Origin of the sequence: Sphingomonas sp. dw_22 (assembly GCF_018449795.1) — a bacterium.
Taxonomy (GTDB): domain Bacteria; phylum Pseudomonadota; class Alphaproteobacteria; order Sphingomonadales; family Sphingomonadaceae; genus Sphingomonas.
Genome location: NZ_JAAVVE010000009.1, coordinates 86,844 through 111,784, shown reverse-complemented (window position 1 = coordinate 111,784; position 24,941 = coordinate 86,844). Strand labels below are relative to the sequence as shown.

The following is a 24,941-nucleotide window of genomic DNA, read 5'->3' as shown; positions in this document are numbered from 1 at the left end:
CCGGCGCCGCTGATCCCCGCTCCTTCCCTGCGGGGAAGGACGTCACGCCGGGCGCCCCCCCCCCCATGCGCCCGCCGTGAGCCCGCCCCCCGGCCCCGCCCCCCGCGTCCCCCCCCCCCCCGGGTGCCGGCCCCCCCCCCCCCCCGCCCCCCCCCCCCCCCCCCCGCCCCCCCCCCCCCCCCCCCCCCCCCCCCCCCCCCCCCCCGGCCCGCCGGGCCCCCCCCCCCCCCCCCCCCCCGCCCCCCCCCCCCCCCCCCCGCCCCGCCCGCCCCCCCCCCCCCCGCCCCCCCCGCCCCGCCCCCCCCCCCCCCCCCCGCCCCCCCGGCCGGCCCCCCCTGGGCAAGGGCCGGGGCGAGCGACTCGAACCGATCGCAGGCCTCCCCGGCACGCCCGTCCTGCTGGTGAACCCCGGCGTCGCCGTCTCCACCGCCGCGGTGTTCCGCGCCTGGGACGGCACCGATCGCGGGCCGATCGGGCAGGGCGATCTCCTCCAGGCCGCCCGCGCCGGCCGCAACGACCTCGAAGCGCCCGCCCGCGCGCTCGCGCCGGTGATCGGCGACGTGCTCGAAGCTCTTGCCCGGCAGGACGGCGTACTGCTCGCCCGCATGTCCGGCTCCGGCGCCACCTGCTTCGCCCTGTTCGAAAGCGAGGACGCCCGCGCCCGCGCGGCCGCCGCCATCGCCCGCCCCGATTGGTGGATTCTCGAAACCCGCCTCGCCTGAGCCGTTTACCAATTCCCGAAAGCTCCCGTTGGCATTCCCGCGCGCATAGCCGTCGCCAGCGGATCAGACGCTTGGCGCGGGACGTTCGCTGGTGGCTCGCGTGACCGGGTGAAAGCCCCGTCCGCGCGCCATCCCCGTGACAGCGGCGCCCGGATCGGGCAGAGCCGCCTCCCATGATCCAGACCAGCCGAGACGGACCCATCGCCACCATCGCGCTGGCGCGCCCCGAAGCCAGGAACGCCCTCCCGATCGCGGCATGGGAAGCCATCGCCGCCGCCGCCCGCGAAATCGGCGATGCCCGCGCCGTGATCCTCCGCTCCGATGTCCCCGGCATCTTCTCCGCCGGTGCCGACATCCGCGAATTCGAGCAGCTCCAGGCCGATCCAGGCCTTCGCATCCGCTTCCGCGAAGCGATGCGCGCCGGGATCGAGGCCGTCGCCGCGCTTCCCATGCCGGTGATCGCCGCGATCGACGGCGGCTGTTTCGGCGCCGCGGTCGCGCTGGTCCTCGCCGCCGACATCCGCGTCGCCGGCAACGGCGCCGAATTCGCCACCACGCCCGCGCGCCTCGGCATCGGCTATCCGCAGCAGGACGTCGCCCGCCTCCGCGCCCAGGTGGGCAGGGGAGTCGCCGCGACGATGCTGTTCACCGGCGATTGGGTGAAGGCCGACGAAGCCAAGGCGATCCGCCTGGTCGAGATCCGCGCGAAGAACGCCGGCGATACCGCGCTCGCCATCGCCCGCACCGTCGCCGCCAACGCGCCCCAGGCCGTCCGCCAGCTCAAGCGCGCGCTGGGCGGACCCGCCGTCGATCTGGATCAGGCGTTCGACGATGCGTTCGGCGGCCCCGAATTCGCCGAGGGCCTCGCCGCCTTCGGCCGGCGCCGCAAGCCGGTCTATTGATGCAGCCGCCCGCCGAAATCCTCGAAGGCGCCGCGCAGGACGTCCTCCTGCTCTGCGACCACGCCTCCAACGCCGTGCCCGAGGACGTAGGCCTCGGCATCCCCCCGGAACTGCTCGACCTCCACATCGCCATCGACATCGGCGCCGCCGCCGTTACCCGCGCGCTCGCCGCTCGCCTCGAAACCCCCGCGATCCTCGCCACCGTCTCGCGCCTGGTCATCGATCTCCACCGCGAGCCCGATCATGTCGGCCTGATCCCCCATCGGAGCGACGGCCACCTGATCCCCGGCAATGAAACCGCGAACCGCGCCGAACGCATCGCCCGCTTCCACGCCCCCTATCACCGCCTGATCCGCGACCGCATCCGCGCCCGGCGCCCCAGCCTCATCCTCTCGATCCACAGCTTCACGCCCTGTCTGGAGCATGGCGGCACCCCGCGCCCCTGGGAGGTCGGCGTGCTCTACAATCGCGACACCCGCGCCGCGCACCCTACGATCGCCTTCTTCCGCGACCAGGGCCTGACAACCGGCGACAACGAGCCCTATTCGGGCCGCCTGCTCAACGCGACGCTCAACCGCCATGCCGAGGGGCAGGGCATTCCCTCGGTCGCGATCGAGATCCGCAACGACCTGATCCGCGAAGCGGCGGGCGTCGAGCGGTGGAGCGGAATTCTGGCGGACCTCACAAATTCTTTGCGCAATAGTCTTGCGCGAAACGGGTCTGTCGCGACATAGGCTTGCGCGCCATGACCAACCGATTCGATAAATCCAAGCTCCCCAGCCGCCACGTCTCCGTCGGCGTCGAGAGCGCCCCGCACCGCAGCTATTATTACGCCATGGGCCTCACCGAGGAGGAGATCGCCCGTCCGTTCGTCGGCATCGCCTCCGCCGGCAATGATTCCGCCCCGTGCAACACCACGCTCGACATGCAGGCCGATTGGTGCCGCACCGGCGTCAACGAAGCCGGCGGCATGCCGCGCCGCTTCAACACCATCACCGTGACCGACGGCATCGCGATGGGCCATCAGGGGATGAAGTCCTCGCTGGTCAGCCGGGAGGTGATCGCCGATTCGGTCGAGCTCAGCGTGCGCGGCCATTGCTATGACGCGCTCGTCACCTTCGCCGGCTGCGACAAGTCGCTGCCCGGCATGATGATGGCGATGCTGCGGCTCAACGTGCCGTCGATCTTCGTCTATGGCGGCTCGATCCTGCCCGGCCGCTGGCACGACCGCGACCTGACCGTGATCGACGTGTTCGAGGTGGTCGGCCGCTACTCCGCCGGCAAGTGCCCGCTCTCCGAGGTCACCGAGATCGAGAAGGCGGCATGCCCCGGCCACGGTGCCTGCGGCGGCCAATACACCGCCAACACCATGGCCTGTGTCGGCGAGGCGATCGGTTTGTCCCTGCCGAACAGCAATATGGCACCGGCTCCTTATAAATCACGTGAGGAAATCGCGGTCGCTGCAGGCCGCCAGGTGATGGAGCTGATCGCCCGCAACATCCGCCCGCGCGACATCTGCACGCGCGAGGCGTTCGAGAATGCCGCGCGCATCGTCGCGGCGACGGGCGGCTCGACCAACGGTGCGCTTCACCTCCCGGCTATGGCGCACGAGGCGGGGATCGAGTTCGACCTGTTCGACGTCGCAGAGATCTTCAAGACCACCCCGTACATCGCCGATCTCAAGCCCGGGGGCCGCTATGTCGCCCGGGACATGTATGATGCGGGCGGCATCTACATGCTGATGAAGACGCTGGCGGCCGAGGGCTTCCTGCATCTCGATTGCCTGACCGTCACCGGCAAGACGCTGGGCGAGAATATCGACGAGGTCACCTGGAACCCGGACCAGAAGGTCATCTACGACGCGAAGACGCCGATCACGCCCACCGGCGGCGTCGTCGGCCTCAGGGGCTCGCTGGCGCCCGAGGGCGCGATCGTGAAGGTGGCGGGGATGAAGCGCCTCCAGTTCACCGGCGCCGCCAAGGTGTTCGAGCGCGAGGAGGATGCCTTCGCCGCGGTCGAGGCGAACGCGATTCACGAGGGCACCGTCGTCGTCATCCGCTATGAAGGGCCCAAGGGCGGGCCGGGCATGCGCGAGATGCTGGCGACCACGGCGGCGCTCTATGGCCAGGGGCTGGGCGAGAAGGTCGCCCTCATCACCGACGGCCGCTTCTCCGGCGGCACGCGCGGCTTCTGCATCGGCCATGTCGGGCCGGAGGCGGCGGACGGCGGCCCGATCGCGCTGGTCGAGGATGGCGACATCATCCGGATCGATGCCGAAGCCGGCACGATCGATCTCGATGTCGCCGAGGATGTTCTCGCCGAACGCCGCGCCCGCTTGGAGCCGCGGGTGAACGATTACCAGTCCGGCGCGCTCTGGCGCTATTCCCGAAATGTCGGCCCGGCCTATAAGGGCGCGGTGACGCACCCGGGAGCCAGCGCCGAACGCCATGTGTACGCCGACATCTGAACTAAAAGCCCTCTCCCGCTTGAAATCCCTCTCCCGCCTGCGGGAGAGGGTGGCCGAGCAACGCGAGGCCGGGTGAGGGTGAGTCGTGTCCTCATGCACGTCGCTCACCTCTCGCACACACCCTCGCCCCGACCCTCTCCCGCAAGCGGGAGAGGGAGAATAAGTATTGCCTTTCTGACGCTGACGCTCACCGCCTGTGGCGTCCAGGTTCGCGACAAGGCGACCGAGGCCAAGGCGCAGACCCATGAAAAGGCGATCGAACATGCCGAAGGCCGCATCGAATGTGCCCCCGAAGGCGCGGCGCAGTTCGCCTATGTCTGCGCGATCGATCGCGTCCAGTCGCAGGACGGGCTGTTCCTTACCCTGCGCCAGCCCGATGGCGGCTTCCGGCGCCTGCTGGTCACCACCGACGGGCGCGGCGTGGTCGCCGCCGATGGAGCGGAACCGGCAGTGGTGATGCTGCTGCCGCCCAACCGGATCGAAGTGGCGATCGGCGGCGCACGCTACCGGCTCCCGGCCACGGTACGCGGAGCGAGCCGATGACCATCCCCGCCGGCGCCCCGATCGTCACTGCCGCGCAGATGCGCGGGGCGGAGGAAGCCGTATTCCGCAGCGGTGTCTCGCAGGACGCGCTGATGGAGCGGGCAGGGGAGGCCGTCGCCCGCGAGGCGGCGCGCTTCGCGATGGGCAGGCCGATCCTGGTCCTGGCAGGCCCTGGTAACAACGGCGGAGACGCCTATGTCGCCGCGCGCCTGCTCAAGGCGGCCGGGCAGGACGTCATGCTGGTCGCGACCGGCGAGCCCAAGCCCGGCGCCGCCCAGCGCATGCACGCGCAATGGGACGGCCCGACCACGTCGCTCTACGCCGCGCGCCCGCGCCCGCTGTTGGTCGACGGCCTGTTCGGCACCGGCATGACCCGCCCGCTCGAACGCGGCCTCGCGGCGGTCTTCACCGAACTCTGTCGCGGCGCCGATTTCACGCTGTCGATCGATCTCCCCTCGGGCATCGATACCGATAGCGGCGCCAATCTCGGTGCGCCGATCCGCAAGGGCGCAACGCTGGCGCTGGCCGCGCTCAAGCCCGCGCACCTGCTCGATTACGGGCTGGAGGCATGCGGGCACGTCCTGCTCGCCGACATCGGCATTCCCGTCGACACCCGTTGGCGCAGCGCCGCGCGGCCCGGGCTGGCCGCGCCCGGACCCAACAGCCACAAATACACGCGGGGCCTTGTCGCCGTCATCGAGGGCGCCATGCCCGGAGCGGCCCGCCTCGCATCCCGCGCGGCGATGGCGGGCGGTGCGGGCTATGTCGTGCTCGCCGGCGTCGATCCCTGGACTGGCGGTCCCGACGCGCTGGTCCGCCGCGGCATCGGCACCAGCGACGATCTCGCCGAATTTCTCGCCTGGGACCGGATCGACGCCGTGGTGCTTGGCCCCGGCCTCGGCCGCGATCGCCGCGCCGAAGCCTATGTCCGCGCCGCCTTCGCCTGCGACAAGCCGATGGTCCTCGACGGCGACGCGCTCAGCCTGCTCGCCTCGGGTGCGACCCGCAGCCTCCAGGCCCGTACCGCGCCGACCTGGCTCACTCCCCATTCGGGCGAGTTCGATCGCATGTTCGAAGGCGAAGGCAGCAAGATCGATCGCACCCTGGCCGCCGCCGCCGCCACCGGCGCGACGATCCTCCACAAGGGCGCCGACACCGTGATCGCCGATCCCAGGGGCGAGGTCCGCGTGCTTGCCGGCGCCTCGTCCTGGCTCTCCACCGCCGGCACCGGCGATGTCCTGGCCGGCCTGCTCGCGGCGCGGGTAGCGGGAGGCGGGAAGGGCGTCGGCCCCGCCGAAGCGGCCGCATGGCTCCACGGTCGCGCGGCGCAGCTTGCGGGACCGGCCTTCATCGCCGATGGCCTGATCGACCGAATCCCCAGGGCCATTTCCGAATGTCTGTGATCGAAGACGAAATCATCCGCGTCGCCGCGCGCGGCGATGGCGTCACCGCGGACGGCCGCCACGCCGCCTTCGCCGCGCCCGGCGATCGCCTGACCGTTGAGGGCGCCGTGATCCCCGGCCCGCACCACCGCCAGCCCCCCTGCCGGCATTTCCCCGAATGCGGCGGTTGCCAGCTCCAGCATCTCGACGATGCCGCCTGGGCCGGCTTCATCACCGATCGCATCACCGCCGCGCTTGCCGCGCACGGCCTGAACACCGAAATCCGCCCGCCTGCGCTCTCGCCGGACAGGACGCGCCGCCGCGCCACGCTTCATGCCGAGCTTCGCGGCCGCCAGCTCCGCCTCGGCTTCACCGAGCCCGGCAGCCACAAGATCGTCGACCTTCAGGAATGCTGGATCCTGGATCCCGCCCTCTTCGCGCTGCTGAACCCCTTGCGCGGCCTGCTCACCGCGCTCCTCCCCGGCGCCCGCCGCGTCAACGTCCATCTCGCGATGACCGATCAGGGCCCGGACATCCTCATCGACGGCATGGAAGCCGAGGGCTTGGCCGCCGCCGAGGCGATCACCGCCTTCGCCGCCCGCAACAGGCTCGCGCGCTTCTCGCTCGACGAAGGTTTCGGCCCCACCGCGCGCTGGGAACCCGATCCGGTGACGGTTACGCTCGGCGGCATCGCGGTGCCGTTCCCCAGCGGCAGCTTCCTCCAGGCGACGCCCGAGGGCGAGGCCGCGCTGGTCGCCGCCGCGCGCGAGGCGGTCGGCGGGGCAGGGACGGTCGCCGATCTCTTCGCCGGCCTCGGCACCTTCACCTTCGCCTTCCCCGATGCCCGCGTCTATGCGGCCGAGGCGGCGCGCGATCCCATCTTCGCGCTCAAGGCCGCAGCGGGCGGTGCCCGGCGCCAGGTCTTCGCCGATCACCGCGACCTGTTCCGCCGCCCGGTCCCCGCCGCCGACCTGAACAATTTCGCCGCGGTCGTCCTCGATCCCCCTCGCGCCGGCGCGCGCGAACAAGCGGCCGAGCTGGCCGGATCCGGGGTGCCGGTCATCGCCTATATATCCTGCAATCCCAGCACTTTCGCGCGCGATGCGGAAACCCTGTCTCAAGCAGGCTACAGCCTCGACTGGATCCAGCCGGTGGGCCAGTTCCGCTGGTCCATCCATGTCGAGCTGGCGGCGAAGTTCAGCCGTCAGGGATAATCGGCGCGCAGGAAGAACAGTCCGTCCGGAGGCGCATTGAGCCCCAGCCGCGCCCGGTCCCGTGCCTCAAGCGCCTCAGTCATATCGTCCGGCGACCATTTCCCCTGGCCGACCAGCGCCAGGCACCCGACCATCGAGCGCACCTGATGATGCAGGAACGACCGCGCCGATGCGAACACGCGGATCCGGTCGTCCTCCTGCGCCACGTCGAGCCGGTCGAGCGTCCGCAAGGGGCTGTCCGCCTGGCAATGCGCCGATCGGAAGGTGGTGAAGTCGTGCCGCCCCACCAGCCGCGCCGCGCCGGCCTGCATCGCCGCCACGTCCAGCACCTGCGGCACGCGCCAGGCCAGCCCCTTCTCCCAGGTCAGCGGCGCCCGCCGCGTCACGATCCGATATTCATAGTGCCGCGCCATGCATGAGAAGCGCGCATGCCAGTCGCCCGCCACTTCGACGCAATCGAGCACCGCCACCGGCGCCGGCCGCAGCAGGGCGTTGAGCGCCTCCATCAGCCGGAACGGCGCGATCCCGCGTCCGATATCGAGATGCGCCCGCATCCCCAGCGCATGCACCCCCGCATCGGTCCGCCCGGCCGCATGCACCGTCACCGCCTCGCCGGTGATCGCATGTGCGGCGTCCTCGATCGCCTGCTGCACGCTCGGCCCATGGTCCTGGCGCTGCCAGCCCATGAACGGCCGCCCGTCATATTCCACCGTCAGCGCGAACCGCGTCAAAGCCGGCTACCCACAGGGATCGGGAAGCCCCGAAGCAACTCCCCCGCCGTCATGACGCCACGCCCGGCACGCTGGACAAGCAACGGCCGGATCGCGCCCTCGCCACAGGCAATCACAAAGCCCTCTCCCCCCCGGGGAGCATCGGGTCGGTCACGCTCCCGGCGTGACCTGAGCAGCGCGGGGCGCTGCTCACCCGATGCTGGTTGGGAGAGGGGCAGGGAGGCCAGGTCAACGACCACGCCACTTTCCCCGGTGGAGAGAGGGAGAATCTCAGCCGAATGCACCCGCACCCGCTCGCCCGAGAACTCGAAGAACGCCCCCGGCGCCGGATTGAACGCGCGCACCTGCCGCTCGACCTCCACCGCGCTCCGCCCGAAATCCAGTCGCGCCTCGGCCTTGTCGATCTTGGGCGCATAGGTCACGCCGTCCTCGGCCTGCGCCACTGCCGGATGCCCTTCGACATCCGCCAACACCGCCACCATCAGCCGCGCCCCCATCGCGCTCAACTCGGCGGTGAGTTCGCCCGCGGTCTTGCCATCGATCGGCGTCCGCTCCTCCAGCCGCACCGGCCCGGTGTCGAGCCCGGCCTCCATCTGCATGATCCCCACGCCCGTCTCGGCATCCCCCGCCAGGATAGCCCGCTGGATCGGCGCCGCCCCCCGCCAGCGCGGCAGCAGCGAGCCATGCACGTTGAGGCACCCCAGCCGAGGCGCCTCCAACACCGTGCGCGGCAGGATCAGCCCATAAGCCGCCACCACCGCCACATCCGCCCCCAGCGCCGCAAATTCCGCCTGCGCCTCCGCATCCCGCAGCGTCAGCGGCGTCCGCACCGCGATCCCCAGCGCCTCGGCCCGAGCCTGCACCGGCGAAGGCGTCAGGCTCTTGCCGCGCCCCGCGCGTCTTGGCGGCTGGCTGTACGCCGCAACCACATCATGCCCCGCCGCCACCAGCGCTTCCAGCACCGGCACGGCAAATTCGGGCGTTCCCATGAAGACGATCCGCATGCCGTTCTCTCAACCGCTTGGCAGGAGCGCTGGCAAGCCCCTATGTCTGCGGCCATGGCTTCTCCCGAAATCGAAGCGCTCACCCAGGCCCTGTCGCGGCTGCCCGGCCTCGGCCCGCGCTCGGCCCGCCGCGCCGTGCTCCATCTGCTCAAGAAGCGCGAGACCGCGCTCGATCCGCTGCTCGCCGCCCTGGGCGCGGTCAGCAGGCATCTCAGCACCTGTTCGATCTGCGGCAATGTCGACACGGCGGACCCCTGCGCGATCTGCGCCGATCCCCGCCGCGACGCCCGCGCGCTCTGCGTGGTGGAGGAGGTCGCCGATCTCTGGGCGCTCGATCGATCGCGCCTTTTCCCCGGCAAGTTCCACGTGCTCGGCGGCCGCCTCTCCGCGCTCGAAGGCATCCGCCCCGAGGATCTGCGCATAGACAGCCTGGTCCGCCGCATCGCCGCCGGGGGCATCGACGAAGTGGTCCTCGCGATGAACGCTACGCTCGAAGGCCAGACCACTGCGCACTACATCGCCGAGCGGATCGAATCCTACCCCGTCCGCGTCACGCAACTCGCGCACGGCCTGCCGGTAGGCGGCGAGCTCGACTATCTCGACGAAGGCACGCTCGCCCAGGCGCTCCGCGCGCGCCGTCCGGTTGCTTGACCCCGCACCTCCGGACACCTAAATTTCCCCCTATGGCTCTCCTACCCATCATCGAAGTACCCGATCCGCGCCTGCGCCTCATCTCCCAACCCGTGGAGAAGGTGGACGACGAACTGCGTGCCCTGATCGCCGACATGTTCGATACGATGTACGACGCGCCCGGCATCGGCCTGGCCGCGATCCAGGTCGGCGTGCCCAAGCGCGTGATCGTCATGGACCTCCAGGAGCAGGAGGACGAGGAGGGCAAGCCGATCCGCGAGCCCCGCGTCTTCATCAACCCCGAGATCCTCGAACCCGCCGAGGAACAGTCGGTCTATACCGAGGGCTGCCTGTCGGTCCCCGATCAGTTCGCCGATGTCGAGCGCCCCGCGCGCTGCCGCGTCAAATGGCTCGACGAGAAGGGCGATGCGCATGACGAGCAGTTCGAAGGGCTGCTCGCCACCTGCATCCAGCACGAGATGGACCATCTCGAAGGGATCGTCTTCATCGATCATCTCTCGCGCCTGAAGCGCGACATGATCCTCAAGAAGCTCAACAAGGCCCGCAAGGCCGCCTGATCTTCGCTTTTCCCATGCCCTCCGGATTTCCCCTCGTCACCCCGGCCGAAGTGCCGGGGTCCACTTATCCGCGAGAGAGCCCCTCTAGGCTTCGAGCGGCTCTCCCGGCCGCACGGTAGACCCCGGCACTTCGGCCGGGGTGACGCAAGTTCTTTGCGGCCGTGGTTTCCTGACTGAGTTCTGGCTCTCGGCTTTCGCCGGAATGGGAAATCGGCGAGAACCCTGCGAACGACCGTATCGCGCGCTTGGTCGCGATCCGCTTGCCCTGAGTCCCGGACCCGTTTAGGTTCGCCTTCTGTTCCGGCGGGAGGCGTAATTGGATCCGACTTCACTCATCCTCATGATCGCGGCGCTCGTCGTCGGCGCCGGTCTCGGCTGGTTCCTCGGCGCACGCGGCACCGCCGAGGCGCGCGCCGAAGCCCAGCGTCGCGAGGATGATTTCAAGGCCGCGATCGCCGATCTCGCCACGGCGGAGGAGCGCGCGGCACAGGTCCAGCCGCTCCGCGACGAACTCGCCGGCATCCGTGACGAGCGCGACATCGCCCGCCTCCAGCTCGCCGAGCTGCGCACCAAGGCTGAAGCCTTCGAGAACCGCCTGATCGAGCTGCGCGAGGCCAAGGAAATGATGGCCGCGCAATTCGGAGAGGTCGCCAACAGCCTGCTCGACAAGGCGCAGGAAAAGTTCCTCGAACGCGCCTCGGCCCGCTTCAAGGAAGCCGAGGAGCTTGCCGGCATCAATCTCAAGTCGATGCTCCAGCCGGTCAGCGATCGTCTCCAGCGCTATGAGGAAGGCGTCGCCAAGGTCGAGGCCGAGCGCCGCGATGCGTTCGGCGAACTCAAGGGCCAGATCGAGCAGATGCGGATCGGCACCGAGCGCGTCAGCACCGAGGCCGCCAAGCTGGTCAATTCGCTCCGCAACGCCCCCAAGTCGCGCGGCCGCTGGGGCGAGCAGCAGCTCAAGAACGTGCTGGAGACCTGCGGCCTCTCCGAGCACACCGATTTCGAGACCGAAGTGAATGTCGCGGGCGAGGATGGCGGGCGGCTGCGCCCCGACGCGATCGTCCGCGTGCCGGGCGGCCGCGCGCTGGTGATCGATGCCAAGGTCTCGCTCAACGCCTATCAGGATGCGTTCGGCGCGGTCGACGATACCGAGCGCCTGCGCGGCCTCGCGCTGCACGCCGCCTCGATGAAGGCGCATATCAACGGCCTCGGCAACAAGGCCTATTGGAACCAGTTCGAGGACGCGCCGGATTACGTCATCATGTTCGTCCCCGGCGAGCATTTCCTGTCGGCCGCGCTGGAGCACGACCCCACGCTCTGGGATTTCGCCTTCGACAAGCGCGTGCTGCTGGCGACGCCGACCAACCTGATCGCGATCGCCCGCACCGTCTCGGCGGTGTGGCGCCAGGAGAAGCTCGCCAAGGAGGCCCGCCAGATCGGCGAACTCGGCAAGGAGCTCTACGATCGCCTCGCCAAGGCGCTGGGCGACCTGCGCGTCGTCGGCAGCGGCCTCAACACGGCGGTCAAGAACTTCAACACCTTCGCGAACAGCCTGGAGACGCGCGCCCTGGTCTCGGCGCGGAAACTGCGCGACCTCAATATCGAGCCCGGCGCCCGGGAGATCGAATCGATCCCTCCGGTCGAGCTGTTGGCGAGCCATGCCGAGATCGAGCTTCCGGAAATCGAGGCAAAGGCCGAAGCGGCGGAATAGCGCGCGGCTTCAGGGAATCGCGGTATCGCCGCTTCCGGTCCGGCCGCGCGGGGCGATCGAAATCAGTTCGCCGCTTTGGGCTTGGTATAGGGCACGAACTTGCCGAGCAACACGAAGCCGCGCGGGAACCGCGAGGTGCGATCGATCAGGCGCACCGTATCGACGCTGCACAATTGCGAGCTGAAGGTGCGGGTCACGAGTATGTCGTCATCGTTGAGGGAGTCCGCTCCCGATCGCGGTTCGTTGACGTAGAGCTTGCCGCCCGATCGATAGACGATCGCCTTGCCGTCGATGATCTGGCTGGAGGTGATCGTCGAAAGATTGATGCAATCGACCGCCGGACCCTCCACGCGGCCCGTGAGCATCTTCTGCAGCTTCGCCTCGGGCGTGTCGCGCTGCGCGGCGCCAGCCGGCACGGCGATCGCGGCCGCGCTCAGGAGCAGGATCTGGATGAGCTTAGCCATGAGCGAGTGTTACCATAATTCCCCTGACTGGGGAATGAATGCCCGGCAGCCTTGCGATGGCTATTCCTGGTCGCGTTGCGGTTACGTCGCGAGAAGCGTATGACCGGCCGGCCGGGGATCAAAGGAGCGCGTCATGGCAGTCGCTCATTTCGAAGGCATGGATCGTCCCGCGGAGACGTATGAAGTCCGCACCATCGGCACCGCGGATCTCAGGGATGCGCTCCGGCAGGGCTGGGCCGATTTGCTGGAGTGGCGCGGCGACCTGATCTTCGTCGGCATCATCTATCCGGCGGTCGGCCTGATCGCCGCGATCGTGGCGCTCCAGGGTTCGCTCATTCCCTTCTTCTTCCCGCTTGCCGCCGGGATCTCGCTGCTGGGCCCGGCCGTGGCGATCGGCTTCTACGAACTGGCGCGCCGCCGCGAGCAGGGGCTGCCCTCCGATTGGTCGCATTTCTTCGGCTTTGCCACACGCCCCGCGCTCGACTCGATCTCCGTCGTGGTGGGGCTGCTGCTGGCAGTTTTTCTGGCTTGGCTGGCCGTCGCCGCCGGCCTCTATTTCGGATTGATGGGCACCGAGCCGCTGACCCTGGGCGCGTTCGTGACGCAGTTGTTCACGACCCCGCAGGGCTGGGCGCTGATCGTCGTCGGCAACCTCGCCGGGCTGTTCTTCGCGATAGCGGTGCTGACGTTGAGCGTCGTGTCGATGCCGATGCTCGTCGACAGGGACGTCGACGCGCGGACCGCGATCGATACGTCGATCCGTGCCGTCGCGGCGAACAAGGGGGTCATGCTCCGCTGGGGGCTCATCGTCGCGGCCTTGCTGGTGCTGGGATCGATACCCCTGTTCGTTGGATTGGCGGTCGTCCTGCCGGTGCTCGGCTATGCGACCTGGCACCTCTATACCAGGCTCGTCGTGCGCTGATCGATCGCCGGAGGAAGGGGATTGCAATGTAGGATTTCGCGTGAAATCCACGCCATTGCTCTTTGATATCCGAATATCATCACCCTCACCTCGCGCGCCCGGGCGCGCGCGCTCGCGCACGGGGAGGGTCAAATGAGTCAACCGGCAGGTATCCTGTTACCGCTCGACAGGCCGCTTTGCCTGCGACTCGGGCTTTCAGCGAACCCGCGCCAGCACCACTGCCTGCCCGCCGCGCCCGGTCATCACCAGCCTGCCGCTGCGGTTGCGGCTCACGCTCAGCCGCTGGCCGAGCAGCTTGAGCAGGTTCTGCTCCTGCGCATTGGCCGGCCCGATACAGGCGCGCCGGGTGGTGATCAGCGCGCCCGTGGTCAAATGCCCGCGCTCGAAGCGGAAGCCGCCGCCGAAATTGTTGCAGCCGGTGCTGCCGTTGATCTGCGTCCCCTGGAATCGGACCATGGGCGGCGTGCCGGGGGCAGGGCGGCGGCCCGCGATCGACTGGATCGCCCATTCGCCTTCCAGCAGCGTGGCCGGCGTCGCACCTTCGCCGCCGCAGCCGCGCAGCTTCCTCCCGTCCACGGTGAGCACCACCGTATCGCGATAGGTCCGGTCGCTCATCCCGTCGCTGCACTTCACATGGGTGATGTCCACGGTCAGCCGTCGCGTCTCGTAGCGCTCGCCGTTGAAGCCGATGATCGGCTGCGGGCTGGGGACGGTCATCGTCGTGCCGTTGGCGGGCTCGTAGCGGATCGTCTGCCCGTCGATCGTCACCGACCAGAAGGGCTGGGTGCCCAGCGCATGATAGGGCGGGGCGGCGCCCTGGGCGCTGGCATCGGCGGGCATGCAGGCGGCCAGGGCCAGCAGGCCGGCCGCGGAAACGGCGGAAACACGCATCTTCTCTCTCCCGTCCCTCTTATGCGCTTCTACGCCTGAACGGCGGATTTCCTAGCCGTGCCGCCGCTGGTTGAGCACCTCATAGGCCATCACTGCGGTCGCCACCGCCGCGTTCAGGCTGTCGGCCTTGCCGAGCATCGGGATCTTGACGAGCAGGTCGCATTCGGCGGCCATGAAATCGGGCATGCCCTGCGCCTCGTTGCCGGTCAGCAGGAAAGTGGGGGCCTGATAGCGCGGCGCCTGATAATCGAACTCGGTGTCGAGGCTCAGCCCCACGAGCTGCCCCGGCCCCTCCCGCAGCCATGCGAGGAAGTCCGCCCAGCCGGCATGCGCCACCGGCACGGTGAACAGCGCCCCCATGCTGGCGCGCACCGCCTCCACCGAAAAGGGATCGACGCAGTCGTCGATCAGGATCAGCCCTCCCGCGCCGATCGCGTCGGCGGTGCGCAGGATCGTGCCGAGATTGCCTGGATCGCGCAGCCGCTCGGCGACCAGCCAGATCGGCGCCTTGCTCCGGTCGAGCGCGTCGAGCCCCACCGCGAATTCGGGATAGACGCCCACGACGGCGCCCGGATTGTCCTTGCCCGAGAGCTTGGAGAGGATGTCGGCATTGGTCTCGATCGCCTCGCCGCCGGCCGCCTCGGTCGCCGCGACCAGCGTCCGCACCAGCGGGTGGTTGGCCATGTCGCGGGCGAAGAACAGATATTCCGGCAGCCGCCCCGCCTCGCGAGCCTCGGTCAAGATGCGCAGCCCCTCGGCGAGGAACAGGCCCTCCTCGCGGCGGTGCTTCTTGTCGCGCAGGTTGCGGACCCGCTTGATGAGCGGATTGGAAAAGGCGGTTATCTCGCGGGGCATGGCGCAGCCCCTAGACCGATCGGGCAGGGCTTGTCGAACGGCTCACTCTTCGCCGAATCGCGCCTCGACCAGCGCGACCAGCGCCTGCACCGCGCTTTCGGCGCCGTCGCCCTCGGCGCTGATCGTGATGCTGTCGCCCTTGGCGGCGCCGAGCATCATCAGGTCGAGGATCGACGTGCCCGATGCGCTCGATCCGTCCTTCTCGACGATCAGCTCGACGGGCTGGCTGGTGGCGAGGGTGACGAAGGCCATGCTGGCGCGGGCGTGCAGGCCCCGGCGGTTCTCGATCGTGACGGTGCGGACGGTGCGGCTCACGCGGCGGCCTCGCCCAGAACCTCCGAGGCGACCGTGATGTACTTGCGGCCGGCATCGCGTGCCGCCGCGACCGCATCGGTCACCTTCATCGTCTTGCGAGCGCTGCCCAGGCGGATCAGCATCGGCAGGTTGATGCCCGCGATCACTTCGATCCGTCCCGCTTCCATCAGCGAGATGGCGAGGTTCGAGGGCGTGCCGCCGAACAGGTCGCTCAGCACGATCACGCCGCGGCCCGAATCGACGCTCTTGATCGCCGCGGCGATGTCCGCGCGGCGGCTTTCCATGTCGTCGTCGGGGCCGATGCAGATCGGGGCGATCCGTTCCTGCTTGCCCACTACATGTTCCATCGCGACGACGAACTCCTCTGCGAGCCGCCCGTGCGTCACGAGTACCAGACCGATCATCGTGTACTCCGACCCCTTATATGGTCACCGGCGCGCCTTCTAGCGAGTCCTGCGGTGCCGTCTGCAAATCGCGATGGGTCACCGTGGGCGAAAATCCTTCCTCGCGCAACCGGCGGGCCATCCGTTCGGCGACATGGACCGAGCGATGCCGCCCGCCCGTGCAGCCGAATGCGACGGTAACATATGCTTTTCCTTCAGCCTGATAGCGCGGCAGAAGGAGCAGCAGCAGCGCCTCGATCTGCGCCATCGCCTGTCCATAAGCGGGATCGCTGGCGATGTAGGCGGAGACGTCGGCATCCTTCCCCGTCCCGGGACGGAGCGTCGATTCCCAGTGCGGATTGCGCAGGAAGCGCATGTCGAACACCAGATCGGCGTTCTGCGGCAGGCCGCGGGCGAAGCCGAACGACAGGATCGAGAGGGTCGTCTGGCCCAGACCGTCGCCCGAAAAGGTCGATCGGATCTGCTGGGCAAGTTCGTTGGCGGTCAGGCTGGTGGTGTCGATCAGCCGATTCGACCAGCGCCGCAGCGGCCCCAGCAATTCGCGTTCGCGGGTGATGCCGTCGCTCGCCGGCCGGTCCTGCGCTTGCGGATGCCGCCGCCGCGTCTCCGAATAGCGCCGCTCCAGCTCCGAACCCGCGCATTCGAGGAACAGCGTGCCGACGTCATGGCCATGCTCCTCGCGCAGCTTCTTGATGCGCCGCACGATGCTCTCGGCGTCGAAGCCGCGCGTCTGGGTGCCGATGCCCAGCGCCAGCGGCCGATCGTCGTCGCCGTCCGCGCCTTCGCCCGGCGCGGTGTCGAGCAGGCGGTTGAGCAGGAGGAGGGGGAGGTTGTCCACCGTCTCCCAGCCCAGATCCTCCAGCGTGCGCAGCACCGTCGACTTGCCCGCGCCGGACATGCCGGTGACGAGCAGGATGTTCTTCGGCCGCGTGCGGCTCATCGGCCGAATCGTCCCACCGCCAGCTCCACCTTGATCGGCGCGGAAGGATCGAGCGCCGCCAGCGGCAGCACCGGCACGTCGATGCCGGCAATGCGCCGCGTGCGCTGTTCCTCGGGAAAGCGCGGCGGCGAATCGAGGATCACGACGAGCAGGTCCACCGGCACGCGCTCCGCATAGGACAGTTCGACAATGCCCAGCCCCCGCACTTCGATCCGTCCGCGGCTCGCGACGGGCGCGCTGGCGAGCAGCACGCCCTCCTGCCGCACGCAGATGGCGCAATCGTCGGCGACGAGCACGGCATCGCGGTCGATCATCCGCAGGGCGAGATCGGTGCGGGCCTCGTCCGATCGGCTCTCGATCAGCACGGCGCGGCCGTTCACCGCGACACAGGCCGCCTGCACGGTCTCGGTCGAAACCTCGGGAAGGCGTGGCTCGGGCATCAGTCGCGTGCCGCCAGCGGCAGTCGAACCACGAATCGCGCTCCGCTCAACCTGTCCTCCCGCGCTTCCACCGAAATGCTCCCCTGATGGCCTTCGACAATCGTCCTCGCGATGGCAAGCCCTAGCCCCGAATGCTGACCAAATGCTTCCGTCGCGGGCCGCACCGAATGGAAGCGCCGGAAGATCGCCTCGCGCGCTTCCTCGGGCACGCCGGGGCCTTCGTCGGCGACGCGGACGACGAGCGTCTGCCGCTCGTTCGCCGCCGAGATCGTGACCAGCCCGTTCTCGGGCGAGAAGGAGATCGCATTCTCGATCAGATTGTCGAACACCCGCTCCAGCCGCGCGCCTTCGCCCAGCACGATCAGCGGCTCGGCCCGGCGATCGAAGACGATGCGGATGCCGTTGGGCAGCCCACGCGCCTCGCGCTGATCGAGCAGCGCCTGGATCATCTGCCCGATATCGACCGGCTCGAACGTCGCCCGGCTGAGCTGTGCGTCGAGTCGCGAGGCTTCGGAGATATCGCTGATGAGCCGGTCGAGCCGGTGCACATCGTCCTGCACGATCGCCAGCAGCCGGGCCTGGAGCGCGGGATCCTTGACGTTGGCGAGCCCGTCCACCGCCGAACGCAGCGAGGCGAGGGGGTTCTTGAGCTCATGCGTCACATCGGCGGCGAAGCTCTCGGTCGCGTCGATCCGCGCCCTGAGCGCCTGGCTCATGTCGGAAAGCGCGCGGGCGAGCAGGCCGATCTCGTCGCTGCGCTCGGGCAGGCGCGGCACGATGACCTCGCGGGCGCGCCCCAGCCGCACGCGGACGGCGGCGCGGGCGAGCCGGCGCAGCGGCCGCACGATCGTCCGCGCCAGGAACAGCGAGAGCAGGATCGAGACGATCGAGACGATCGCCAGCACCACGCTCAGCCGGAAGCGCTCGATTCGCACCGTCTGGGTGATGTCGCGGGCGTTGGATGTCGTCATCACCACGCCGAGATCGGTGATCGGCGCCGCGGCGGTAATCACCGGCGTCCGGTCCGGCGCGCGCCATACGGTCGCCGCGCCGCCATGGGTGGATTGGGCGGTCCGCACATCGGGCCAGTCGAGCCCATGATCCTTGGCGCGCTCGCGGTAGAGCGGGGCGCGGTCGGCCCCCGCCACGGTATCGATCACCGCATCCAGGAAGCGCGCGGCGGACTGGCCCCAGGGATCCTTGTCGGGATCGCGCAGCACGACATTGCGCAGCCCCAGCTCGCGGCTGTCGGCGATCATCTTGCCGTCCTCGCCATAGAGGCGGATGCGGGTGCCCATGTCGCGCGCCAGGCTGAGCACCAGCAGGTCGCGCCTTTTGTCGGTGGCGGAGGCCAGCGCCTGGGCGATCAGCCTTACCTCGCGGCTGGCCTGCTCCACCCGGCTGTCGACGATCCGGCTGCGATAGGAATCGAGGTACGAGAAGCCGCCGCCGAGCAGCGCCAGCGCGAAGATGTTGACCGCCAGGATCCTCGGCGTGAGGCTGACGCGGTTCGACCATTTGAGCGCAAGGTCGCGCTCTTCATTCGTCCGAGAAACGGTATCCCGCGCCATAGAGCGTTTCGATAGCATCGAATTCCGGGTCCACCTGCCGGAATTTGCGCCGGACGCGCTTGATGTGGCTGTCGATCGTCCGGTCGTCGACATAGATGTCGTCCTGATAGGCGGCATCCATCAGCTGGTTGCGCGTCTTCACGATGCCCGGCCGCTGCGCCAGCGTCTCGAGGATCAGGAATTCGGTGACGGTCAGCGTCACGTTCGTCCCATTCCAGGTCACCCGGTGGCGGGCAGGGTCCATGCTCAGCCGGCCGCGCTCCAGCACTTCGGCCGGTTCCGATTCGGCGCCGTCGGCGCTGGGCTGCACCGGCTCGGTGCGGCGCAGGATGGCGCGGATGCGCGCGATCAGCAGCCGCTGGCTGAACGGCTTGGCGATATAATCGTCCGCGCCCATCGCCAGCCCGAGCGCCTCGTCGAGCTCGTCGTCCTTGCTGGTCAGGAAGATCACCGGGATCGCGCTCTTCTCGCGCAAGCGGCGCAAAAGCTCGAGTCCGTCCATCTTCGGCATCTTGATGTCGAGCACCGCCAGGTCGGGCGGATTGTCGATCAGCGCCTTCAGCGCGCTTTCCCCATCGGAATAGACGCGCGTCAGGAAGCCCTCGGTCTGGAGGGCGATCGAGACCGAGGTCAGGATGTTGCGGTCGTCGTCGACCAGCGCGATCGTGGCGCTCATCTGGCGGCCCGGAAGTGGCTCGGAAACATCATATCCACGGTTAGACCAAAGTTCCTGTCGCCTCAACAAGCTGACAACGTTTACCCGGATTGACCATCCTTTGGCCCTCATGCGACTGACAGGGCAATAATATTGCTCGACGCGGCAAAACGCGCGGGCGAGCCCTGTGAAGAGCAGGGTCACGAATAGGAGGCACTGGGTGACTGACATGAAGCCGCGCCACGGCCTCGATGCGCAAGGCATCGGGACCGGCGCCACGATCCATTGGAATCTGATTACCGCCCCGCTGGTCGAGCACGCCATTCGCCGCGGCGAGGGCCGGCTCGCCAGGCATGGTCCGCTCGTGGTCGCCACGGGCAAGCACACCGGCCGCAGCGCGCAGGACAAGTTCATCGTCCGCGATGCCGAGACCGAGGACAATGTCTGGTGGGGCAAGACCAACAAGCCGATGACGCCCGGGCATTTCGCGGCGCTCAAGGCCGATTTCCTCGCCGAGGTCGGCGCGCGCGACGAGCTGTTCGTCCAGGATCTGTTCGGCGGCTCGCAGCCCGAGCATCGGGTGAAGGTCCGCGTCATCAACGAGCTGGCCTGGCACAATCTCTTCATCCGCACGCTGCTCGTGCGGCCCGAGGAAAGCGAGCTGGCCGATTTCGTCCCGGAATACACGATCATCGCGCTGCCGAGCTTCCGCGCCGATCCCGAGCGTCACGGCACCCGCAGCGAGACGGTGATCGCAGTCAGTTTCACCGAGAAGCTGATCCTGATCGGCGGCACCGCCTATGCCGGCGAGATGAAGAAGAGCGTGTTCGGCCTGCTCAACTATCTGCTGCCGGTCCAGGGCATCATGCCGATGCACTGTTCGGCCAATATCGGTCCGAACGGCGACACGGCGGTGTTCTTCGGCCTGTCGGGCACCGGCAAGACCACGCTTTCGGCCGATGCAAGCCGCACGCTGATCGGTGACGACGAGCATGGCTGGTCGGATACGGCGGTCTTCAATTTCGAGGGCGGCTGCTACGCCAAGATGATAAACCTCTCGGCCGAGGCCGAGCCGGAGATCTTCGCCACCTCCAGGCGCTTCGGCACGGTGCTCGAGAATGTGGTCATCGATCCCGAGACCCGCGAGCTTGATTTCGACGACAACAGCCTGGCCGAGAACAGCCGCGGCTCCTATCCGATCGACTTCATCCCCAATGCTTCCGAGCACAATATGGGGCCGGTGCCGCAGAATATCATCTTCCTGACCGCGGACGCTTATGGCGTGCTCCCGCCGATCGCGAAGCTCACGCCCGAACAGGCGATGTACCATTTCCTCTCGGGCTATACCGCGCGCGTCGCCGGCACCGAGATCGGCGTCACCGAGCCTTCGGCCACCTTCTCGACCTGTTTCGGCGCGCCGTTCATGCCACGCCATCCGTCGGTCTATGGCAATCTCCTCAAGGAGCGGATCGCGAAGGGCGGGGTGAAATGCTGGCTGGTCAACACCGGCTGGACCGGCGGCAAATACGGCGTCGGCCGGCGCATGCCGATCAAGGCGACCCGCGCGCTGCTGAACGCGGCGCTCGACGGCGGGCTCGATTCGGTCGACTATCGCCGGGATCCGAATTTCGGCTTCATGGTGCCGGTCAGCGCGCCGGGCGTCGATGCCGGCATCCTCGATCCGCGCGAGACCTGGGCGGACAAGGCCGAATATGACGCCACCGCCGCCCGGCTGGTCGATCAGTTCGTCGAGAATTTCGCCGAGTTCGAAAGCCATGTCGACGAAGGCGTGCGGCAGGCCGCGCCCCAGTCCCAGGCGGCGCCGGCCCTCGCCTGAAACATGTAAATTCGTGGCACGGCCACTCGCGCCGCATAGCGGCGCGTGTTAATCACATGCCGCAGTGCGTAACCTCAAAAGGGACAGTTCGATGAGCATTCTCGACGGCCTTCTCGGCCAGATCACTCAGAACGTGGACATCGCCAATCTCGCGGCGAAGGTCGGCCTCTCGCCCGAGCATGCCGAATCGGCCGTGACCGCGCTGGCCCAGGCGCATCCGGTGGAAGGCGACACCGCCGAGACCGCGGCCGCCCAGACCGGGCTGCCGCTGGAGAAGCTCCAGGAGATCATCGGCCATATCGGCGGCGAAGGTTCCCTCGGCCAGTTCGCCTCTCTGCTGCAGAGCCAGGGCGGCGGTATCCTGAGCTCGGTGACCGGCATGCTCGACCGTGACGGCGACGGCAATCCGATCAACGATCTGACCAGCCTCGCCTCGGGCTTCCTGGGCGGGAAGAAGTAACGCCGCACGTGAATTCCCAAGGGAGGCGGGTTCGCTTCCCTTGGGCGTCGCGTCCGGTGGTTTCCGGCATTCAAGATCGGTTGTGGACCTATCTGGCCGGGTTTGCGGACTGAAGCGGACCAGTCCCCGGTTGCAGCTCCTGCGTGAATCCCATCCCAATGTCCCCCGGGGAATATCCAGGGGGTGGGGATGCGGTTCTCGCACTTTGCCGCGCTTCTGTGCGCGGCTTTGCTTTGCTCGTGCAAGGCCATCGACAAATATCACGTGCCGCCGGTCGGCATCGTCAGCGATACGGAGCAGCCGCGCAGCTTGCTCTATGACGGTAAGATTGCGGACAACGATGCCAAGCTCGGCGCTCCCACGCTCGCGAATGCTTATCTGAAGCGGTACAAGGAGACCTATGACGCCGATTATGGCGGGACTCCCGACCCGCGAAATCTCGACGTCAAGGCGCTTGAAACAACCAGGCTCGGCATGACGCTGATCGAGCTGCGCTGCGAACTGTTTTTCGCTTCGATCGGACGCAGCGCGCAGAAGATGGATTTTCTCCATCGGGAAGTCGAAATCATCTCGACGGTTTTAACGTCGACGTTGGGCCTTGTCGGCGCGTCCGACGATCTGGTTACTGCGACGGGACTGGCGAACGGCGCCGCGCTTTCGTCGATCAACAATTTTTCGAACGTCTTTTTCTTCTCGCCCGAGATCGGCAAGGTGCAGCGGCTGGTGAACGACGCCTTCTCGGCGCTTCGCACCGAAACGCTTTCGCCGGCCAAGGCGCCGACGGATTTCGATCAGGCAGTTCGGGCACTGAAACAATATCAGATGATCTGCACGCCGCATGAGATCAAGCGGCTGGTCAACGATGCGGTGGATGCCGGAAAGGTCAAGATCTTCTATCGCGACAGTTCAGCCACTGGCCTCGATCCGCATGTCGATCTGTTGTTCAGCCGCATCGCGATGGTGCTCAGCGAAATCGAGGACAGCGACAGCGAGTCGACAAGCAAGATCGCGGGAGTGAGCTCCAATCAGGTTGTTCTCCTCAAATGGCTGTTTTCGGATCCGGCGCCCAGTCCCCAGGAAATAGATTTCATCTGCATCGCGCTTCAAAGCGAGGATTTGCGCAGGAAACTTTGCAAAGGACAGATTGGCAGCCGCGGAATAAACCAGAAGCTGACCAGCGAGAACAAGTCGGACATCAAGGAACTGGTCCGCGCGGTGGAGCTTAGCACGAACGATTGGGTCAAGACCGATCTCGGTCATATCAGGGATGTTTACAACGTTGATAAGGACCGCCTCGCCGTCCTCATGACGGCGGCAAAGACCGCGCCCAATTCGACGAAGGACGCGGCCGCGGCCGCAGTCGCCGATGCCGCACTTGTCATAACGGCACGCGCAACCAAGGACGAAACTGCGCCATCAGCCCCGACCGACGTCACTGTGGGAATAGAGAAGCCGCGATAGGCATTGTCCGGCGACGCCGATCATCCCTTCCGCTCGGCCACATAGCGATCGACGATGTGGCCGAGCACGGTCATCGGCACGTTGCCGCCCAGCACCACCGCGTCGTTGAACGCCTTGAAGTCATAGCGCTCGCCGAGCGCCCCCTTGGCCCGCTCGCGCAGCCGGTTGATCTCGCTCTGGCCGACCTTGTAGCCGCACGCCTGGCCCGGCCAGGAGCAATAGCGATCGACCTCGCCCTGCACCTCGTCCTCGGTCGATCCGTTCGCCTCGACGAACCAGCGGATCGCCTGCTCGCGCGTCCAGCGCTTGGCGTGGAGCCCGGTATCCACCACCAGCCGGCACGCCCGGAACCCCAGCGACTGGAGATAGCCGAGCTTGCCCGCCGGACTAGCGGCATAGACGCCCAGTTCGTCGGCAAGCTGCTCCGCGTACAGCGCCCAGCCTTCCGAATAGGCGTTGAACTGGAGCAGCGAGCGGATCAGCGGCATCTTGAACGTATATTCGCCCTGCCAGACATGGCCGGGGATCGATTCGTGATAGGCGAGATCGGGCAGGCTGTATTTCGTCCAGATGCCGGTCGAGCGCAGGTTGATCCATAGCCGCCCGGGCACGCTGCCGTCGATCGTGCCCGGGCCGCCATAGGCGCCGGGCGCGCCGGGCTCCTCGGCGAGCGGCAGGCGCTTCACCTCCACATTGCCCTTCACCAGCGTGTGGAAGGCGTCGGGCATCCGCTTGCGGATGTCGGCGATGCGATCGTTCAGCAGCGCGACGATCTGGGCGCGGCCCTCGTCATTGTCGGGGAAGGTGAAGCGCGGATCCTTGCCGAGCGCGGTCATCCGCGCGCCGACGCTGCCCTGGCTGTATCCCTCGGCCTTCAGGATCGTGTCCATCTCGGCCTGGATCGCCTTGAGCTGGTCGAGGCCCATCTGGTGGACCTCCTCCGGCGTCATCGTCGTCGTGGTGCCGGCACGCAGCGCCCAGGCATAATAGGCGTCGCCGTCCTTGAACTTCCACACGCCGGGATTGGCGTTGGCCCGGGCGCGATGGCGCTCCAGCTCCTTGATCTGCCGGTCGAGCGCCGGCCCCACCTTGTCCTTGGCGAGCAGCCAGGCGCGCTCGCCGAAATCGCCCTCCATCCCCGCGGTGCGATTGGCGACCGAGGTCACCACATCCCAGCCGGCCGGATTGCCGCCGCGCGCGAGCCGGATTTGCTTCAGGCATTTGTCGAGCAGGAAATCGGGCGCGGTCACGCCCTTCGCCGCGGCGATCTTGAGCCGCTCGGTCTCGCCGTCGAGCTGCTCGGCATAGGATTCGAGCCGGTCGAGATAGGCTTCGCCGTCCTCGGGAGTCGCGATCTGGTGATCGCTGTCGAGCATCCGCGGCGTATCGAGGAACGCGCCGACATTCTGCACCACGACATAGGGCGAGTTGCGCCACCCGCCCACCGCGACGTCGCCATAGCCGAAGGCGAACCCCTCCAGCGCGTTGCCATAGGACGCCTGGACCACGTCGATATGCGTCCGCATCGCCGGATCGAGCACCTTGAGGTCCAGCTTGGCGATATCCGCCAGCGCCCCGCGCAGATGCTCGGCGATCCGGCGCTGGCCCTTGATCGAGCGATCGGTGAGCCGGTGCTTGAGCGGCGCCCGCCCGTCCTTGTCCACGCCCAGCGTCGTCGCGGTCTCGGGATAGTCGGTCAGGAACGTCTCGGCGATGCGGGCGATCAGCGCGTCGGCATCGGCGGCCGGCGCTGCGCGGGCGGGCAGGGCGCTGAGCGCAAGCGTGGCGCCTGCGCCGAGCAGGAGTTGGCGGCGATCGGTACGCATGGGCAGTTCCTTGAAG

25 protein-coding genes and 1 pseudogene are annotated in these 24,941 nt (G+C 68.1%); 14 read left to right on the top strand and 12 right to left on the bottom strand.

Annotated features, from left to right (window positions below; genetic code table 11):
* Positions 1-323 precede the first annotated feature (323 nt).
* The 7 genes and pseudogenes from HB724_RS06615 to HB724_RS06585 all read left to right on the top strand — a co-directional run.
* Positions 324-722, top strand: a pseudogene (locus tag HB724_RS06615) (4-(cytidine 5'-diphospho)-2-C-methyl-D-erythritol kinase); the annotation flags it as partial.
* Between the two features lie 173 nt (positions 723-895).
* The gene (locus tag HB724_RS06610; protein WP_213980114.1) at positions 896-1,624 is read left to right on the top strand and encodes an enoyl-CoA hydratase/isomerase family protein; all 729 of its coding nucleotides are present in this window, start codon (positions 896-898) and stop codon (positions 1,622-1,624) included.
* Positions 1,624-2,358, top strand: a complete 735-nt coding sequence (locus HB724_RS06605; protein WP_213980113.1) for an N-formylglutamate amidohydrolase — start codon at positions 1,624-1,626, stop codon at positions 2,356-2,358. Before HB724_RS06610 ends, HB724_RS06605 begins: the two co-directional genes overlap by 1 nt.
* An 11-nt stretch (positions 2,359-2,369) precedes the next feature.
* Entirely contained in the window at positions 2,370-4,091 is a 1,722-nt protein-coding gene (ilvD, locus tag HB724_RS06600; protein ID WP_213980112.1) for a dihydroxy-acid dehydratase, read from the top strand.
* A gap of 93 nt (positions 4,092-4,184) precedes the next feature.
* Positions 4,185-4,634, top strand: a complete 450-nt coding sequence (locus tag HB724_RS06595) for a hypothetical protein (RefSeq protein ID WP_256731352.1) — start codon at positions 4,185-4,187, stop codon at positions 4,632-4,634.
* Complete coding sequence (locus tag HB724_RS06590) at positions 4,631-6,037, top strand: NAD(P)H-hydrate dehydratase (RefSeq protein ID WP_213980111.1); 1,407 nt, start codon at positions 4,631-4,633, stop codon at positions 6,035-6,037. Before HB724_RS06595 ends, HB724_RS06590 begins: the two co-directional genes overlap by 4 nt.
* Positions 6,028-7,230 (top strand): class I SAM-dependent RNA methyltransferase, encoded by a 1,203-nt coding sequence (locus HB724_RS06585; protein WP_213980110.1) that lies wholly within the window; start codon positions 6,028-6,030, stop codon positions 7,228-7,230. The genes HB724_RS06590 and HB724_RS06585 overlap by 10 nt, the downstream gene beginning before the upstream one ends.
* On the opposite strand, the gene truA is transcribed toward HB724_RS06585, so the two are convergent.
* Positions 7,221-7,961 carry a tRNA pseudouridine(38-40) synthase TruA gene (gene truA / locus HB724_RS06580; RefSeq protein ID WP_213980109.1) on the bottom strand — a complete coding sequence of 247 codons (741 nt, stop codon included), beginning with the start codon at positions 7,959-7,961 and terminating at the stop codon, positions 7,221-7,223. The genes HB724_RS06585 and truA overlap by 10 nt on opposite strands.
* Positions 7,958-8,965, bottom strand: coding sequence for a methionyl-tRNA formyltransferase (fmt, locus tag HB724_RS06575; RefSeq protein WP_213980108.1), 1,008 nt, complete (start codon positions 8,963-8,965; stop codon positions 7,958-7,960). The genes truA and fmt overlap by 4 nt, the downstream gene beginning before the upstream one ends.
* 54 nt (positions 8,966-9,019) lie before the next feature.
* Between fmt and recR the strand changes: the two genes are divergently transcribed.
* The 3 genes from recR (at position 9,020) to rmuC (ending at position 11,884) form a co-directional block, all read left to right on the top strand.
* Complete coding sequence (gene recR / locus HB724_RS06570; RefSeq protein WP_213980107.1) at positions 9,020-9,616, top strand: recombination mediator RecR; 597 nt, start codon at positions 9,020-9,022, stop codon at positions 9,614-9,616.
* Positions 9,617-9,648: 32 nt separating this feature from the next.
* Positions 9,649-10,173, top strand: a complete 525-nt coding sequence (def, locus tag HB724_RS06565) for a peptide deformylase (protein WP_213980106.1) — start codon at positions 9,649-9,651, stop codon at positions 10,171-10,173.
* Positions 10,174-10,513: 340 nt separating this feature from the next.
* Positions 10,514-11,884 carry a DNA recombination protein RmuC gene (gene rmuC / locus HB724_RS06560; protein WP_213980123.1) on the top strand — a complete coding sequence of 457 codons (1,371 nt, stop codon included), beginning with the start codon at positions 10,514-10,516 and terminating at the stop codon, positions 11,882-11,884.
* A gap of 62 nt (positions 11,885-11,946) precedes the next feature.
* On the opposite strand, the gene HB724_RS06555 is transcribed toward rmuC, so the two are convergent.
* Positions 11,947-12,348, bottom strand: a complete 402-nt coding sequence (locus tag HB724_RS06555; RefSeq protein WP_213980105.1) for a hypothetical protein — start codon at positions 12,346-12,348, stop codon at positions 11,947-11,949.
* Positions 12,349-12,481: 133 nt separating this feature from the next.
* Here HB724_RS06555 and HB724_RS06550 point away from each other — a divergent pair, with 133 nt between their 5' ends.
* Positions 12,482-13,270, top strand: a complete 789-nt coding sequence (locus HB724_RS06550; protein WP_213980104.1) for a DUF2189 domain-containing protein — start codon at positions 12,482-12,484, stop codon at positions 13,268-13,270.
* 195 nt (positions 13,271-13,465) lie between these two features.
* On the opposite strand, the gene HB724_RS06545 is transcribed toward HB724_RS06550, so the two are convergent.
* Genes HB724_RS06545 through HB724_RS06510 form a run of 8 tightly spaced genes read right to left on the bottom strand, consistent with a single transcriptional unit; the run spans position 13,466 to position 19,362 of the window.
* Positions 13,466-14,161: an META domain-containing protein gene (locus tag HB724_RS06545; protein ID WP_213980103.1), complete on the bottom strand. Its 696-nt coding sequence runs from the start codon at positions 14,159-14,161 to the stop codon at positions 13,466-13,468.
* A 51-nt stretch (positions 14,162-14,212) separates the two neighbouring features.
* A complete protein-coding gene (locus HB724_RS06540; protein ID WP_213980102.1) occupies positions 14,213-15,016 on the bottom strand; it encodes an RNA methyltransferase in 804 nt (267 codons plus the stop codon).
* Positions 15,017-15,058: 42 nt separating this feature from the next.
* Complete coding sequence (locus HB724_RS06535) at positions 15,059-15,331, bottom strand: HPr family phosphocarrier protein (RefSeq protein ID WP_213980101.1); 273 nt, start codon at positions 15,329-15,331, stop codon at positions 15,059-15,061.
* Entirely contained in the window at positions 15,328-15,735 is a 408-nt protein-coding gene (locus tag HB724_RS06530; RefSeq protein WP_213980100.1) for a PTS sugar transporter subunit IIA, read from the bottom strand. The genes HB724_RS06535 and HB724_RS06530 overlap by 4 nt, the downstream gene beginning before the upstream one ends.
* A gap of 16 nt (positions 15,736-15,751) precedes the next feature.
* Positions 15,752-16,675: an RNase adapter RapZ gene (gene rapZ, locus HB724_RS06525; RefSeq protein WP_213980099.1), complete on the bottom strand. Its 924-nt coding sequence runs from the start codon at positions 16,673-16,675 to the stop codon at positions 15,752-15,754.
* The gene (locus HB724_RS06520; protein ID WP_213980098.1) at positions 16,672-17,115 is read right to left on the bottom strand and encodes an aldolase; all 444 of its coding nucleotides are present in this window, start codon (positions 17,113-17,115) and stop codon (positions 16,672-16,674) included. The genes rapZ and HB724_RS06520 overlap by 4 nt, the downstream gene beginning before the upstream one ends.
* On the bottom strand, positions 17,115-18,686 hold the full coding sequence (locus HB724_RS06515) for a stimulus-sensing domain-containing protein (protein WP_213980097.1): 1,572 nt from the start codon (positions 18,684-18,686) through the stop codon (positions 17,115-17,117). The genes HB724_RS06520 and HB724_RS06515 overlap by 1 nt, the downstream gene beginning before the upstream one ends.
* Complete coding sequence (locus tag HB724_RS06510) at positions 18,655-19,362, bottom strand: response regulator transcription factor (protein ID WP_213980096.1); 708 nt, start codon at positions 19,360-19,362, stop codon at positions 18,655-18,657. The genes HB724_RS06515 and HB724_RS06510 overlap by 32 nt, the downstream gene beginning before the upstream one ends.
* Before the next feature lie 208 nt (positions 19,363-19,570).
* Here HB724_RS06510 and HB724_RS06505 point away from each other — a divergent pair, with 208 nt between their 5' ends.
* The 3 genes from HB724_RS06505 (at position 19,571) to HB724_RS06495 (ending at position 23,099) form a co-directional block, all read left to right on the top strand.
* A complete protein-coding gene (locus HB724_RS06505; RefSeq protein WP_213980122.1) occupies positions 19,571-21,178 on the top strand; it encodes a phosphoenolpyruvate carboxykinase in 1,608 nt (535 codons plus the stop codon).
* 91 nt (positions 21,179-21,269) lie between these two features.
* Positions 21,270-21,638 (top strand): hypothetical protein, encoded by a 369-nt coding sequence (locus HB724_RS06500; protein ID WP_213980095.1) that lies wholly within the window; start codon positions 21,270-21,272, stop codon positions 21,636-21,638.
* Positions 21,639-21,827: 189 nt separating this feature from the next.
* On the top strand, positions 21,828-23,099 hold the full coding sequence (locus tag HB724_RS06495; RefSeq protein WP_213980094.1) for a hypothetical protein: 1,272 nt from the start codon (positions 21,828-21,830) through the stop codon (positions 23,097-23,099).
* 20 nt (positions 23,100-23,119) lie between these two features.
* On the opposite strand, the gene HB724_RS06490 is transcribed toward HB724_RS06495, so the two are convergent.
* Positions 23,120-24,925, bottom strand: a complete 1,806-nt coding sequence (locus HB724_RS06490) for a DUF885 family protein (protein WP_213980093.1) — start codon at positions 24,923-24,925, stop codon at positions 23,120-23,122.
* Positions 24,926-24,941 lie beyond the last annotated feature (16 nt).